The organism is Culicoidibacter larvae, from assembly GCF_005771635.1.
GTDB classification, from domain to species: Bacteria; Bacillota_I; Bacilli_A; order Culicoidibacterales; family Culicoidibacteraceae; genus Culicoidibacter; species Culicoidibacter larvae.
The window spans coordinates 1-14,663 of sequence record NZ_VBWP01000018.1 but is presented as its reverse complement, the minus strand read 5'-3'; the positions used below and the strand labels follow the sequence as shown (position 1 = coordinate 14,663).

Annotated in this window: 16 protein-coding genes; 8 read left to right on the top strand and 8 right to left on the bottom strand. The window is 32.3% G+C overall.

The features are described 5' to 3' along the window. Positions 1-267 precede the first annotated feature (267 nt). The 7 genes from FEZ08_RS11875 to FEZ08_RS11845 form a co-directional block, all read right to left on the bottom strand. Positions 268-1,026 carry an ABC transporter permease gene (locus tag FEZ08_RS11875; protein ID WP_138192692.1) on the bottom strand — a complete coding sequence of 253 codons (759 nt, stop codon included), beginning with the start codon at positions 1,024-1,026 and terminating at the stop codon, positions 268-270. 730 nt (positions 1,027-1,756) lie between these two features. Continuing rightward, on the bottom strand, positions 1,757-2,656 hold the full coding sequence (locus tag FEZ08_RS11870; protein WP_138192690.1) for an ATP-binding cassette domain-containing protein: 900 nt from the start codon (positions 2,654-2,656) through the stop codon (positions 1,757-1,759). A gap of 12 nt (positions 2,657-2,668) precedes the next feature. Then, positions 2,669-3,589, bottom strand: a complete 921-nt coding sequence (locus tag FEZ08_RS11865) for a radical SAM protein (protein ID WP_171015076.1) — start codon at positions 3,587-3,589, stop codon at positions 2,669-2,671. Continuing rightward, on the bottom strand, positions 3,552-4,361 hold the full coding sequence (locus tag FEZ08_RS11860; protein WP_138192686.1) for a hypothetical protein: 810 nt from the start codon (positions 4,359-4,361) through the stop codon (positions 3,552-3,554). Before FEZ08_RS11860 ends, FEZ08_RS11865 begins: the two co-directional genes overlap by 38 nt. Continuing rightward, the gene (locus FEZ08_RS11855) at positions 4,345-5,637 is read right to left on the bottom strand and encodes a radical SAM/SPASM domain-containing protein (protein ID WP_171015075.1); all 1,293 of its coding nucleotides are present in this window, start codon (positions 5,635-5,637) and stop codon (positions 4,345-4,347) included. Before FEZ08_RS11855 ends, FEZ08_RS11860 begins: the two co-directional genes overlap by 17 nt. Positions 5,638-6,182: 545 nt before the next feature. Continuing rightward, positions 6,183-6,563, bottom strand: coding sequence for a hypothetical protein (locus tag FEZ08_RS11850; protein ID WP_138192682.1), 381 nt, complete (start codon positions 6,561-6,563; stop codon positions 6,183-6,185). 12 nt (positions 6,564-6,575) lie between these two features. Then, positions 6,576-7,379 carry a ParA family protein gene (locus FEZ08_RS11845; protein WP_171015074.1) on the bottom strand — a complete coding sequence of 268 codons (804 nt, stop codon included), beginning with the start codon at positions 7,377-7,379 and terminating at the stop codon, positions 6,576-6,578. Between the two features lie 979 nt (positions 7,380-8,358). Here FEZ08_RS11845 and FEZ08_RS11840 point away from each other — a divergent pair. Further along, a complete protein-coding gene (locus FEZ08_RS11840) occupies positions 8,359-9,231 on the top strand; it encodes a hypothetical protein (protein ID WP_138192678.1) in 873 nt (290 codons plus the stop codon). 98 nt (positions 9,232-9,329) lie between these two features. Then, positions 9,330-10,289, top strand: a complete 960-nt coding sequence (locus FEZ08_RS11835) for a helix-turn-helix domain-containing protein (protein WP_138192676.1) — start codon at positions 9,330-9,332, stop codon at positions 10,287-10,289. A 247-nt stretch (positions 10,290-10,536) separates the two neighbouring features. Here the strand turns inward: FEZ08_RS11835 and FEZ08_RS11830 are convergent, their stop codons facing one another. After that, positions 10,537-10,872 carry a helix-turn-helix domain-containing protein gene (locus tag FEZ08_RS11830; RefSeq protein ID WP_138192674.1) on the bottom strand — a complete coding sequence of 112 codons (336 nt, stop codon included), beginning with the start codon at positions 10,870-10,872 and terminating at the stop codon, positions 10,537-10,539. A 1,193-nt stretch (positions 10,873-12,065) separates the two neighbouring features. On the opposite strand from FEZ08_RS11830, the gene FEZ08_RS11825 reads away from it, so the two are divergent. The 6 genes from FEZ08_RS11825 to FEZ08_RS12610 all read left to right on the top strand — a co-directional run bounded on the left by FEZ08_RS11825 (position 12,066) and on the right by FEZ08_RS12610 (position 14,595). Continuing rightward, a complete protein-coding gene (locus FEZ08_RS11825; protein WP_138192672.1) occupies positions 12,066-12,281 on the top strand; it encodes a hypothetical protein in 216 nt (71 codons plus the stop codon). Between the two features lie 33 nt (positions 12,282-12,314). Further along, on the top strand, positions 12,315-12,584 hold the full coding sequence (locus tag FEZ08_RS11820) for a hypothetical protein (RefSeq protein WP_138192670.1): 270 nt from the start codon (positions 12,315-12,317) through the stop codon (positions 12,582-12,584). An 81-nt stretch (positions 12,585-12,665) separates the two neighbouring features. Next, positions 12,666-12,809, top strand: coding sequence for a hypothetical protein (locus FEZ08_RS12275; RefSeq protein WP_171015073.1), 144 nt, complete (start codon positions 12,666-12,668; stop codon positions 12,807-12,809). 566 nt (positions 12,810-13,375) lie between these two features. After that, a complete protein-coding gene (locus tag FEZ08_RS11815) occupies positions 13,376-14,212 on the top strand; it encodes a hypothetical protein (protein ID WP_138192668.1) in 837 nt (278 codons plus the stop codon). A 21-nt stretch (positions 14,213-14,233) separates the two neighbouring features. Continuing rightward, positions 14,234-14,410, top strand: a complete 177-nt coding sequence (locus FEZ08_RS12270; protein WP_171015072.1) for a hypothetical protein — start codon at positions 14,234-14,236, stop codon at positions 14,408-14,410. A gap of 50 nt (positions 14,411-14,460) precedes the next feature. Further along, entirely contained in the window at positions 14,461-14,595 is a 135-nt protein-coding gene (locus tag FEZ08_RS12610; RefSeq protein WP_277871052.1) for a hypothetical protein, read from the top strand. The last annotated feature ends 68 nt before the right edge of the window (positions 14,596-14,663 follow it).

Sequence of the window (14,663 nt, the reverse complement as noted above, 5' to 3'; positions counted from 1 at the left end):
TTGTATACTTGTTTTGGGACATAAATTTTCTTCCTTTCGATATTGTGAAATTTGTCCAAGTTTCGTGGGGCTGACCATATTTGGTCAGACTGCAGTCTTTAATGAATCAGTGAACAAAAAAAGACAGCATTATGATACTGTCTTTTCATCTTTTTGGTACTTTTTGATATTAAGATATATAAATAAGCCATTTTTAGCCGTTTCTAGCGCTGTTCTATTGTTGTGTGCGGAATTATTGCTGAAGCAAAAAATATATATAGTGATAGTTCAACTAAATAAATTAGCAAATTTCTTTTTTATCAGTAATGTCGATATTATCGCAATAATCAAAGTGCTAACAATTAATATCAACCACTCCACAGAAACTGATACTATTTGTTCGTAGTTTGCTGACAAATAATATCGTACCAAATCCAAGCCATAATAAACTGGATTAAGTAAAGCAACTACACGTAAAGGGAGCGGAAATACAGTAATAGGGTATAAATTACCGCTAAAGAATAATAAAATCGAAAAACTATAAAAAACAATTCTGATATTGTTCTTCTTAACAACAAAATAGCTAATGATAATACCAATCAAAACACTCAATATCGTAGTAATAAGTAAAGCAACAAATGCTAATACTAGTGATGAAATTTCAAATGATGATTGTAAAATTATGGATACAATTGAATATGAAATTAGTATTCCAAAAAAAGAAACGACAATCCAGCTAATCATACTACCTATGATAGAGTTGAAGATGTTTAATGATAATAGTTTATAATAGATATAGCGTCCTGTACGTTTCTCTTCTTGGAGATACATACTAACCATAATAATATTATTTCCTAAGAACAGGGTTAATAGAAATGATGTTACAATAAAATTGATGTTATTTGTATTGTTTTGCGAAAAATACCACACAAAGAGAAGATATGGTAACACTGTAATTAATGCACGAATCTGGATGGATAACGTATCTATCCAATTAATACTAAGAAGTTTAAATCGTAGTTTAGAGACTGTAAGTATTGTTTTCATCGCTTCAACCCCCTTTTATATATTGTTGCCGACAACAAACAACAGCCTATAATTGATATAATCCAACTCAAAAATTCCAGGTTAAACCCTAGAAGTGAAGAATCGATTATGATTTGAAATGGATAAGTAAAAGGTATGAGAAAGCAAACTAGCCCCAAATCTCCGAAAAGTGTAATGGGGAACATTACTCCGGTAAGAATTAAAAGAATATCCATGAATAAATTAAATATGTTAAAGACCATCTTATCCTTCATAAATATTTGCAAACAATTAATGAGTTGTGTGACAACAACAACACTAATTAGCAACAATAAGATCGCAATAATTCCGGCCAAGTTAAGGATTGCAAATATGTTAATAAAATTAAATATTGCTAGAGCCAAAAAGAATAACAAATATATAGCGAATAGGAATAGAAAAATAAATAAATTTAATAAAATATGAAATATATAATAGTTTATACCAGTTAACTTAATTAAGTAATCACTCTGAGAATCAATCTCATACTTAACCATAAAGAAACTTTCAAATACTGCCGCAGAGACTAACGACCAAAGAATTAATGTAATAAGCACATTGTTTTCATATGCTTGGACAAAATTCATTAAGAAAATAATTGGAAATACGAGTGCAAAGGGTAGCCGTATGAAGATTTGTATATAAAAGTTCTTATCTGTATAGATTTTTTTATATAATAAAAAATTAATTGCTTTAATCATAATGACAGCACCTACTCTCTAAAAAGAAGAATATCTTTTAGAGTTCTTTCTTTTTCGCCCATTTGCAAGATAAGATTGTCTGTGAAATCAAGTTTTGAGTCTAGTATCAATCGAACCAATATTCCATCCTCTGGAGTTTCAGAATACCATTTAATTTTTTGTTCATCGAGTAGCTCCATTACTTTGGACATATGAGCTTGCTCAAGGTCTACGTAGAAACAATTTGTATTATAGTCATCATGCACTGCTTTTATGTCTTTTTGCCAGATTACTTCACCCTGCTCTATAAGACAGATACTATCAGCAAACTGCTCAACCATTTCTAAATCATGTGCAATGCAAATGATATTAACATTGTGTGTATTTTTTTGATGTTGTAAAAATTTGTATAATTTCAAAATTTGATGTATATCTAATCCAGTTGTAGGCTCATCTAAAAAAATTATTTCTGGTTCATTTAAAAATGCTCGAATGAAATGAAGTCTCTGCATCATTCCATTCGAATACTCACCTACTTTTTTATTTAGATCTTCAGTTAACGTAAAATACTCAGCTAACTTATAAATCTTTTCACTTGCCTCATTCTTATTTATACCGTAAAGATGTGCGAAAAACATACAATTTTCAAATCCAGTTAATTCGTTAAAGAGATTTCGCACATGTGCAGAGATATAATTATATTTTTTAGCTACATCTTTTCTTTTTGTAGATTTATTATCATTATCTGTTACAAAAGAAATTTCACCAGTGATATTAGTGTTTATACCGGCTAATGCGTTTAGTAATTGTGTTTTTCCTGAACCATTCTTTCCAATTATTAAGTTGAACTGTCCAGATTTAAACGTTAAATTAATATTATCCATTACAAATTTATTGTTTACTAAACCTAATTTACTAGTTTGTATTTTCATTTTCTCTACCTCCTATACTAACTCTTCAATCACTTCGTAGAGTTCCATTACCTGAGTGTTTGTCTCTTTAAATGAGAATAGCTTAGTTTCGATAAACTTAAAATACTCGTTAAAATCAAACGAGTTAAATTCAGTATAATGACAAAGACTTTTATCTTTGTTGGTGTCATATGTTGCCGACGGAGGAAATATAGATACAAATCCATTCCAATCGACCCACAAAGTTTCAAATAGTATTTCTAGTATTTTTCTATAATAGAGCTTAAATGAGTCGCTTGTCAGTAAGTTTGTCCCATATTTTTGTTTATAGTGTGAACGTACGTACATTCTTTTCATTTCTTTTAGCAATAATTCCGCCTCAGCATTATTTAAAGCATACTCCCAATCATCTGCTCGTCCTTTTCTTAACACTGCGCCTAGTTTGATAATGTCAATATTATAAGTATTACTTAGTTCCTCAAAAAAACTCAAGTTAGGTAAAGCTCGTCGATCAAGTGTTGCCATTAATGTAATTGGAATATTTTGTTCACTAACTACATCAATGGATTTCAGTACCTTTTGAAATGTTCCGATACCACGATTAGTATCTGTTATTTCTTTCGGACCATCAATACTGATTGATACTCTAGAAATCATTTCTCTTTTTTGCTTGATTAGATCATTATCTAGAATAGTTCCATTTGTCAATAAGGTCGATTTAATTCCTAGATTGTATGCATAGTCAATAACTTCCGGTAAAATAGAACAAGTAAATATTTCACCACCAGTCCATTTAATATCCTCAGCACCTTGTAGGGCAGCTAAGTCAATGATTTCCTTAATTTCTTGAAGTTTTAGTGTGTTTTTTTTGGATGGAGAAGCTTCTAAATAACAATATTTACAAGCTAAGTTGCAATTATTGGTAATTGAAATTGTTGGTCTCAACCACTTCATTGGATTCACCCTCTCTAAAAACAAACGAATCAATTGGAAAATAATCATACGGATAATCAATAACAATATCTCTAAATATATTGCTACAAACAGATGTGAAGTTATTTGTTTCTTCTAATAATTCTGTCAACTTTTTTTCCTTAATGTTTCCAAACATAAAGTTTTGTTCGTTAATTCCTGAAGGAAACAAATTACCATACTGATCAATATAAAGATCTCTTGGTATCTTGCTTTTCTTAGAGTGGCAATATTTTCCTGAACAAGCATAGATATTACATGGATGCTGCTTAATTGTTGCAGTTCTCCAGTTCTCCTTGCTTAAAAAAACATGTTCAAGTTCGTTTAATTTTGTACACAAGTTATTATATTTGTACAGATTTGCTTCATTGATTTCGAATTTTTTAAATCGAACTATAATTATTTTTTCTTTCAACACTGATAATTCTTCAATCCAATCTAGTTTATCGTTATCTAAATCAAGATATAACAGGAAAGAATCATGAGTTAATTTTTGAATTACATTTAATTCATCAGTGATGATAATAAATGTATGAGTTTCCCTTATTTGATGATCTATGTCTTGAAATTTATCCTGGGTAATAAAGTTAACATTGAAAAATGTATTTACTTCATTACTATCAATCCAAAGTGCAGTTGAAGAAACTCCAATTTCGTCAACTGTTTTTAATAATTCAAATTTATCTTCTTCACTTAAGCTTAAGTAGAAAGAACTTGTTATATTCAGCATTGCACTCTCATTTGGTTGAAACATCCTTATCTATCCCTTCAATGTAATACTTTGATTGATATACTCCGCAAACTAGTGGATCTATATCGTTAATGCTTCCAAGGCTATGATACGCACGCGAACGACATCCTCCATTACAGATAGCACTATAATCACATGAATGTTCATGTTTGCATTTCAATGAACTACGGAATTTTTGAACCAGTGTTTCCCAAGCACTTTTCATTGAAGAGTCATAAATATTCATGTTAATATCTAATTCGTCAGTATAGGCTAATGAAGGACACAATGCGTACGAACCATTAGTATTAATAAATAAAAAACTTTTTCCTATTCCACAATCTGGAAAAGTAATATTACTGTACTCATACTCTTCAAGTGTGCGTTTGTCTAATTGACACGACGCACAACTATCTGACTTTATTGCATTTGTAAATGCATAAATTTTTTGTGACCTAGAGTTAAAAAATTGAGATTCACTGCCTTCTCCTCGACCAATGGGAATCATATAATCAGTAACATAGCGTGATTCCAAATCATACTTGATATAGTCTATTAAATCGACTATTTCACTATCGCTTTTGTTATCAAGCATTACATTAACTCTCGTATTCACATGATTAGTTTTAAGCTGTTTAAAGTTATTGATTGTTTTTATAAAAGCACCTTGCAACCCTCTAAATTCATCATGCTTTTTTGGATTTGAATAATCCAAGCTAAAATTTATATTTATGTTATAGGAAACGATTTTCTCAAGTATTTCCTCTGTTAGCAGTGTTAAATTTGTATTTATAGTTATAATAAATCCTTTTACCCACAGATAGTCGAGAATATCTCCAAAGCCTTTGTATAACATTGGCTCTCCTCCTGTGATTTGGAATTCGTATGCACCTAATTCATGTGCCTGATTAATAATTTCAAACATATCACTTTTACTAATAAACTTATGTTTAAAATTTGAAGATACATTGTAACAATGTGAACAAAATTCATTACATGAGTTAGTTATTTCAACAAAAACTCGTTTTAAGAATGGTGTTGTTTGTTGAATTTTTACAATATCAGAATGAAATTTTGGCTTTTGGTAGCTAAATATTTTATTTTCTCGAAGTACTTCAAAAGTGTCTTCGCCAATTTCACTGACTATATTTTTTGTAATTGGATCCGTGCTAGTTCTTTCAAGAATTGAGAACAATGCCTGATTTATTTCAATTCTTTTGTTGCTTTTTCTATCTACTAAAAAGTAACAATCATTTTCACTTATTAGTATCCAATCAAAATTATAAAAAAAGTTCCTCACTATAATCACTCCAAATATTAGTAAAGAGGGCTGCAAAGAGCCCTCTCCAAACCTTAACAATGACATGTTCCCATCAAAATTGTACGTTCGCCTTCTTTCGGCTGAACTAATCCAATAATTGCTGGTTTAAGGTTCTTTTCTTTTGGTTTTTGTGATTTTTTCTTTTCCATCTTCTTCACCTCCCTTCAGTTTTTATATATATTTTTCACAATTATATATTATTGACTTCCAAAAATCAAGATAATATCAAATGTTTTAGAATTGATTAGTATGTTCATTCTTCATTCATATTTTTTATAACATTGCTTGATGAAATATTTAAAAATAAATCGTTTTTTAGATATTCATAATGAATTAGTGAACAAAAAAAGACAGTACTATGATACTGCCTTTTGCTCTATTTGGTGCTTGCCGATATTAAGAAATTTAAATAAGCCATTTTAAGACGTTTATAGCGCTGTTTTATTGTTGTGTGCGGAATTATTGCTGACATAGTACAAACAACGCTTAAAACGAATAAAAACGTCCAATGTGGACGCTTTTACTTAATCTTTAATGTCTATTTCAAATACTTTTGCTAAAATTGTTTCAACCAGCTTTCCAGTAGATATAGTTCGTTTACCTCTACTCATATTTGCTGCCATTCTTTTGGCTGCATTATGAATGTCATTATGCATGTAATACGACTGCGAAGATCGGTTTGACTCTTTCTTCTCTTTGATTAGTGTCTGTTTTAAGTCGTCTACATCAATATCTACTAAAATTTCGATGTCATCCTGGTCATCCTGCGCTGGAGGAATAACTTCAGTTATTTCTTTTTCAATTTCATTTTGCTTTCCAACTAAAGTAACCGGTTGGAGTTGATTTTCCTTATTGATTTTATCTGCAAATCTATTTTTCCCTTTAGTCTTCTCTTTATTGCTCATTCTCTATCCCTCCTAGAATATATCTTTTGCTTTTAATTCATTAACAAGTTTAAACAATGCTTTATAGCTTGTTGCATTTTTATCATAAATATTGATCGGAACATTTTCTAATTCTGCTGCTTCAGTAACCTTTATATTTTTAGGAATAATTGTCTCAGCGACAAGTTCTTTAATGCTAGAATCATCTGACTTAACAAATTCAATAAATTCTTTTGTTGCATTTACGTTTCTTTCTGCTTTGTTGATAATAAATCCACCAATGTTATTATCAATGTTTAGGTCTTTAGCAATCTCTCCCCACATTGAAATAAAAAGTTCTGCACCATTATAGCTATTTTGTGATGCTTCACCAATTAGTAGAATATCATCTGCAACTTTAAATGCGTTTTGATTAATTATACTCATTGATGGGTTTGTATCAATTAATATATAGTCATATTTTGAAAACCAATTAATATTATCTGCAATATAATTCATCATTTTATTTTCTCTACCGGCCATACTAACTAACTGTAATTCCGTGCTCGTTAAAAATATAGAAGATGGCAATAAATCTAGTGTAGGTAATTCATCAATTGGACCTCTATTTACAATTAAATCTGGTCTCTTTATATCAGAAAAAATGTTCATTGTTGAATTATAAGTTCCGCTAATATCAACCCCAAAATTAGTAGTTAAGTTTGCTTGTGGGTCAACATCAATACATAAAACACGCTTTCCTTCTTCAGCCAATATACCGGCTAAATGAAACAGAATCCCCGTCTTACCTACTCCGCCTTTTAATGTACCTATTGATATAATTTTCATATCACTCATGGTAAACCTCCTCATAAAAATAGATTTTAAATTTCAAATCTAAATTCATTATATTATAGTAAAGTTTTAAAGTCAAATAAAAATCTAAAAATAAGTTTTAAAACTCAATTTTATATTTAGAATCTAGAATGCAAATCTAAATATAAGTTTTAAAACAATATTCTAAAATTCAAATATAAAATACAATTTTGAAATTAAAATGTAAAATAGAAATATAAAATGCAAGTCTAAAACTGTATTTTAAAATAAAAATATAAGATTAAAATCTAGGTTTCAATTCTAAAAATACTATTAAAAAAAGTACTTGCTATAAGTGTAAGAGTATGCTATTCTTTAAATAAATTGAATAGAAAAAAAGCACTTGCGACAACAAGTACTTTTGCTTTTAGTAGTTATACTATCTCTAATTCTTTTCCCGAATTACTGATAGTATAGCATTTTTAACTATGCATTGCAATAGATAAATACACTAAAAGCGCTAAAATCGCAAGATTTAGGGCTTTTTTCTATTCGATAAGACATTGCTAGAGATTTTACAAAGGTTTTGCTTAAACAAACCGACTGAAGCCACCGTTTCTACAAGCTGCCGTTGCAGCACTGCGTAAACTAGCTTATGGCCCAGAGTTGAGCCGGCGCAGATTCAACCGTTGCGGATAATACAGATCGTACAGGAGAGAATACTAAGGCACAACTGTACATAAAGATCGAGAGCATGCTTATAACTAACGCAGATCCAAGGGTGTATTGCGGGGAGTTAGTTATGTCTAGGGAGTTCCCGAAAGCATGAGCGGTGGCGACACCAGTGAGTTAATGAGCTAAATAGTTCGTTGAATGACTGGTATCGCCAACGTTGCTCTCCTTATTATTTTTAAGTAAGTAATAGAGGAGAGTAACGAGCGCAAGCAAGGCACGTTATCCCGAAAGGGTATATTGTGTTATTGCTTGCTGGTGTTAGGTAAACAATGAGGAGAATGCTATAATGAAACGACTTATCTTTTTAAGAGAATCCAAACATAATGAAGTACTTGAACGATATAACTTTTTGACAGCAACTTGCTTAGGGTCTTATGGCAGTAATTTAGCAGCTTGGAAAAACCTTCAGGAGTTTGAATATAATCAGGTCCGGAAAAGTGTTAAAAGTAATAACGTAGCAAAGGAATATTTAGTCGAGTTACCTAATAGCTGGTTGGACCGGCAGGACCTTTCAGCTTTATGTAAAAGCCTAGTTGCTCGTATTTGTCCTGGTTTGGCTGTGGTGAGCTGGTTTATTCGTGATGCTGTTGCCGGTGATGATCATAACTTACATCTTGTAATCTTGTTTTCCTTGCGTAGTAAGGCTTCTGAGTATGTAAAATATAGTAGTGATTTTTATTTTAATGCCGCCGGCCGGGTTTCTAGGGTAGCGAAGCCAGGCTATTCTTTACGCTATGAAAAAGGAACTTATAAGTTGGATTCTGATGGTAATAAAATTGAAGCTTCTGCACAATTTACCGCAAAGGATAAAAGCTATGATCATCCAGCGCATAAGTATCAAGTTAAGCGTATTATTAAGCATTTTTTTGAAGAGCAAAGCATGCGTGATTATTCATTGCGGCGCCAGTATCATATTAAGAAAATTCGTTATAGCGGTGTAGGGAACAAAAAAATATATGCTATGTTAAAAGATCATGCGGCATTAGTTGCTGAATTTTATCAGGTGTATCTAGAACTGGCTAATTATTCAAAAGAAATAAAAAAAGCTGCACGTGTGGTATTGCAGCAAGTTTATTATAAACAGCAAAAAGCTACTCTGATCAAAGAGAGGATTGCTGCTGTTAGGTTTGGTTTAAATGGATTATACAATTTAATTTAGTTAGACAAAATATTATGATTTTTGTGAATTAAGTACTATATTTACAAAAGATAGCTTTATATAATATAATTATTTTTAAACTAGGGAGTGTGGAAAACGTGAATAGTAATAAGGAGTATGAGAATTTTGATATTGGAAGTGGATTAAGCAGTATTAGAAAAGATAAAGGTTTGAGCGCTGAGGATGTTTATAGTGGAATATGTGATAAATCTGCTTATGGAAGAATTGAAGCTGGAATTACTAAAGCACCATCTATCATTCTTATTGCTTCATTTTGTAGCCGGATGGGTGTAACAGTTGATGAATTATTGAGTCGGTCTCGTCCAAGAGAATTGTTATATTATTATGAATTAAAGGATAGAATCCAGCAGGCATTATTAAATGGTGATATGTCAGAAATGGAAAAACGTTATCAAGAAATTGATGTTGAGTATCTAGAAGTTAATATGCCAACTATTGATTTACAAGCTTTGTTACACTATAAAGCAGTTGGGGAAGGCACATTTGGAAAACTTGAGAATGCTATAAAAATTTTATTAGATTCATTAAGTAAAACGTATCGTGAAAGTACGAAGTACGTTACTTATCGGGAAGCTGCACATGTGAATGTTCTTCTTAAAGTTTCTCAGCTTGATAAAAAGTATTTAAAAATTGCTATTAGCATGAGGAACAAAATGCGATCGAATCCAAAAACAAATAAAGACAGAGGGTTATTTTTAATAAACAATGCAATTGCTTACTATTATTTCTTGAGAAATGAATGGCAAGAACTTTACGACCATTGTATAACTTCATTTGAATATATAAAAGATACTGATAACTATTTGATGTCAATCACACTAATGGGATTAATTGGGATCGCACTATGGAACTTAGGTAGAGAATTTAATGGTATATCATGGTTAAGGCAAGCATTAATTGTTGCTAGTTTAATGAATATTGAACAAGAATACGATGAAATAATGAGAAATATTCAAAATTCAAATATTTCTCACATACATGTAAAAGATATTGATAATAAATCAATATTTACAATAAAAACGATCAGCTTAGATTAGCTGATCGTTTTTATTGTTTAAATGATTATTCCCAATACCAAATATAAGGTACAAGGATGCTAAAAATTGATAACATTTCTATTCCTCCTCTCATCACAATTATATCATATAATAAAGAGCCCATATGAGTCAAAAAAGGTGCGAATTTGCACCTGATAGTAAAAAAGCTATATAAATCAAGGGTTTTCGAGGTGCGAATTTGCGTATTTACCTTGAATAGATTTATTTATTATAATAGAAATATAAGTTACTTATCAGAATTGTTATTTTTTAAGTAGTTAATATAATTTTGAACTTCTGCTAGTTGGTTTTCTGTTAGATTAGTAATATCCAGTTCCATGTTTGAAGAAACAAAATTATCTATTCTATCAGGCAAATTGGTAAGCCCTAATAAATAATCAGAACTAACATTGAAATACTTAGAAATCTTTACAATATTTTCTGCAGTAGGAGAGGTACCGGTTGAGTAATTATTAATTGTTGATTTATTTATTCCTATTTCATCAGAAAAACTCAGCGATGTTGGTTTAATATTGTGTTTCTTGCATAGCATTTCAAATCTTCTAGAAAATGTATTCATCATATCACCTACTACCAGTATAAGATTTAAAAAGAAATAATAGTATTTAAATTCTATATAAAGAAAAATACCGTTTGACAATTCTATATAAAGTATTATAATTAAATCATAAACACTACCTACGATAAATAAACAGGGCTTTCTTCTGGTAATCGTAGGTAGGTGAAAAGAAGAAAGCCCTGTTTATTTAATTGTATGACGGAGAGTTGTCCAATAGTTGGCGAAATTTTGAGCCAAAAGAAATGTAAGATGTAGAATGGTTATTAATTCCTAAGAGGAACCCAGTGGAAACATTGAGTTACTGTTAGGTGGTAATAACCACCAATTCCAATTTAAGTGTGAGTTAGAAATAACTCAGTGGCAATGCAAAGAGCAATATAGAATCGTCTCGCAAAAGTTGATCTATATTGCCCTCAAACGCCACAGCACAAGGCTGCAATATTTGACGCCATTAACACTAGTAATGACATAGTTATTATACTAGAAAACAGAAGGTGTGACAAATGAAACAGTCTTTAAATGGAATTATTTTGTTATTTACAAGATATACCATTACATTTCTGTTGAGTAAAGTAATAAGCAAGTGCATGGGAATTGAGGCTCCTTGTTCCGTGAAAAGCACAAATGATGGTATTGACCAAAAAAGAGACCGAGTGGCAAGGATTGTCGTGATGATATGCTGAGTTACACTTGTTCATGCCGAACGGAGGCGGGCTCTTTGTCAAAAACAAATACCAAAGCTCTGTATAATAGACAGAGCGGTTGTCTTGAAAGAAAGGCGACTAACGCGGGCAAGCATGTGAGCGCTCAGAACTCACCGAATGTGTGTCATTTACAATGAACAGACGCAGCATACATCCTTTGGTGTATGACCCAGACTACTTACTGGAGAAGGGATTAAGTAGAGGATTCAATGAAACCTAACGGCTCTTTGGCCGATCATATAATTTGCGGCAGTGATTGCTGCAGCAGGGCGTGCAAGGTAACTTGCTATTCCTGCAGTGTGTATCAGAATTACAATCAGCTCAATTGGGCTGATTTTTTTATTCCTTGTTCTATTATTGGTTTGATAAATTTACGAATTCTTCCCCCCTTTTGTAATATTAATATTCATCTCAAATTCATTTGTTTTCATAAAAAAAGTATCTGATACATGCTGCAGGGATAAAACCCAAAAATAATGAGGAGGTATATCGGTGTTTGAATCAATAATATCGTTTTATGCGCGCTATGCTGATAACAATATCCATTGCGATGGAATTGCTTTTCATGGAATGAAGGGCGTAAATTATAAACTAATTCGCATTAATGAAGATGATGATTTAGTGCGTTTGAAACAAATAGAATCAGGATATGAGATTGACATAACAGTTGAAATGCTAGACATTTGTTTTAAAAATGTAAATTTGTAATTAAGTAAATAAAATACTAGGAGGGTATATGTAATGAAAAAATACTACTTATTTAAGGAACCGTATTACGCATTAATTATCGCAATTAATCAAATGGAGGCAATTGCGCTCTATGAGAAATATGTTTGTGAAATAACCGATAATGAGTTAGACGTTCGCGAGATATCAGAAAGTGATGCTATTACTGAAGTTGAGCGATCAGCTGAGCAGTGGCGCAAGAATGGCTATGATGAAAATCATGAGAATTTCCCGAAGTTTGATTCAAACCTAGAGTTACTATTAATTGATGGCGACTTACTATAATAATCAGGAACGCAAGCCTTGTGAGGCTTGTAATATCTATATTAGTATTGAAAAATTGAGATTGGGAGGTGGCAAAGAACCATGAATAGAACTGGAATTAGAGATGAAGAACTAGAATGTGACAACTGTTTGTCTGTTGCATCTATTAAAATTGAAATAGGAAATGGAACAGAACTTCATTTATGTAGCTCTTGTGCAAATGAATTAAGAGAAGAACTGGAGTAATCGTAAATATTTTTATTTAGGAGCGCAAGCCTTTTAGGGCTTGCTGTTTCTATAAAGTGTTGAATAACTATTCTCCTAGTAGCACGTACTGCTGCGCATTCAACACTTTATAGGAATATGAATTCCTTTCTTGGCGGTGTTGTATCATCTTGACCGCAATCAACTCAAGAAAAGGGCGCCAGGGCGCTCAAACGGCATAAACAAGAAACAGAGGCTGAACTGCGTGCCAAAATCAGTGGACGGATCCATGGACTAGAACCGGCGAGAATAAAGGCACACCGGTTCAGCAACGGTCGCAAGGCGTATCGATGCTATATAGTAACATTGCAGGGCATGGGAGCAATGGTATAGCAACAGTAGGGAGTTCCCGAGATACGTGCCCTGGTAACGCACGTCAGCGAGTAAGTGGCATATTTATTCGTTGACGTGTGTTACCAGCGTTTAAGGACTTGCTTATTTTTTTTATTTGCAAAGAGTAGGCAAGTCCTTGCTGCAAGCAAGGCACTTGACACCGAAAGGTGTTATTGCGATACGCGCAAAAAATTGACAACAAGGAGTGAAAAATAATGAAACGATCTGTTTTTGTCCGGACCGGCAGTATTGGAAATGTACGTTCTAAGATGAGCAGGCTCCGAAAGTTTGCAATTGCAATGCATGAACAAAAAACATTGTGGAAAAGATTAATAGCCTTTGAACAGAAGAAAGAAACAAAGAACCAAGGTAGATATTATTTGATTGAATTACCGAATGCCTGGCGTGATCGTGAAGATATAGAATATCTATGTACTACTATTACTCAGGAATTAGTTGGAGCATCAGCTGCCGCTAGTTGGTATTTAGGTGATTTTGAAAATAATTTGCATTTGACGATTGTTTTTAGTGAGCGGCATACCATAACAGGCTTTCAAAAGCATCGTAGCGACCTATATATGAATGAGCGCGGGCATATTAGCCGCGTAGCCAAGGAAGGATTTGAGTTAAAGTACAAAAAAGATGCTTATAAGTTAGACAATGAAGGTAAGCGTGTACCGATTGAGGATCCATACACACCGATTGATAAATCATTGCATGAGCGATCACACATAACTCAAGTCAAAAAAATAGTAAAAGCTTTATTTATTCGCTTTAAGATGGAATTGTATGTACTCTTTAAGAAAAACAATATTGCTCAAAAAAGGTACAAAGGTATTAGAAATGAGCAGCAGTATATTGAACGTAAATTATTTTCGCAAGCGGTGCAGCATTTAAATTACCGGATCCAGGAGAGAATCAAACAAGGATCCAGTTACCAGACTATACGAGCTTTACAGAAGCAGCTGCTTAATCGGCTGAAGCATGAAAAAGATGTTTTGTTGCAGCTGCGGTATATCGAGCAAACGTATCAACAGTTAGCAAATTGCTAGATAAAGGAGAGGATGGATAGGATGAAGAATAAACGGAATGAATTATTTGAGCAAATTAAAGTCACACTTTTTATTTTTATCATTTACTTGATTGTAATTGTTATACTGGTTGGATGTTCAATCATCTTAAAGAATGCTATTCATGATTTCTATCTAGATAAAGTACAGATTGTTACTACGGGTTTACGGATAATTTAGCAATCATTTTAACAAACTTTGAAGTGTAAGAATTGGAAGGAGTGATGATTGTGGAACGATTAGTAATTTTTGTGCTGCCGATTGGTGCAATGTGGGTCTTTGTACATATATGTAATTTAATACTCATATATCTTGAACGAAGTGATCATGCTGATGCTGTGCAAGGTGGTGGTAGTAATGATTGATTCAACTTTAAAATGGATCGGTGGGAAATCTCGGAGCCGGGATATATATACCAATATATTTCCGGAAC

What these genes read in the sequence shown, in the direction of transcription:
- FEZ08_RS11875 (WP_138192692.1), bottom strand. Translation starts at nt 1,026, where the DNA reads ATGAAAACAATACTTACAGTCTCTAAACTACGATTTAAACTTCTTAGT.
- FEZ08_RS11870 (WP_138192690.1), bottom strand. Translation starts at nt 2,656, where the DNA reads ATGAAAATACAAACTAGTAAATTAGGTTTAGTAAACAATAAATTTGTA.
- FEZ08_RS11865 (WP_171015076.1), bottom strand. Translation starts at nt 3,589, where the DNA reads ATGAAGTGGTTGAGACCAACAATTTCAATTACCAATAATTGCAACTTA.
- FEZ08_RS11860 (WP_138192686.1), bottom strand. Translation starts at nt 4,361, where the DNA reads ATGTTTCAACCAAATGAGAGTGCAATGCTGAATATAACAAGTTCTTTC.
- FEZ08_RS11850 (WP_138192682.1), bottom strand. Translation starts at nt 6,563, where the DNA reads ATGAGCAATAAAGAGAAGACTAAAGGGAAAAATAGATTTGCAGATAAA.
- FEZ08_RS11845 (WP_171015074.1), bottom strand. Translation starts at nt 7,379, where the DNA reads ATGAGTGATATGAAAATTATATCAATAGGTACATTAAAAGGCGGAGTA.
- FEZ08_RS11840 (WP_138192678.1), top strand. Translation starts at nt 8,359, where the DNA reads ATGAAACGACTTATCTTTTTAAGAGAATCCAAACATAATGAAGTACTT.
- FEZ08_RS11830 (WP_138192674.1), bottom strand. Translation starts at nt 10,872, where the DNA reads ATGATGAATACATTTTCTAGAAGATTTGAAATGCTATGCAAGAAACAC.
- FEZ08_RS11820 (WP_138192670.1), top strand. Translation starts at nt 12,315, where the DNA reads ATGAAAAAATACTACTTATTTAAGGAACCGTATTACGCATTAATTATC.
- FEZ08_RS12275 (WP_171015073.1), top strand. Translation starts at nt 12,666, where the DNA reads ATGAATAGAACTGGAATTAGAGATGAAGAACTAGAATGTGACAACTGT.
- FEZ08_RS11815 (WP_138192668.1), top strand. Translation starts at nt 13,376, where the DNA reads ATGAAACGATCTGTTTTTGTCCGGACCGGCAGTATTGGAAATGTACGT.
- FEZ08_RS12270 (WP_171015072.1), top strand. Translation starts at nt 14,234, where the DNA reads ATGAAGAATAAACGGAATGAATTATTTGAGCAAATTAAAGTCACACTT.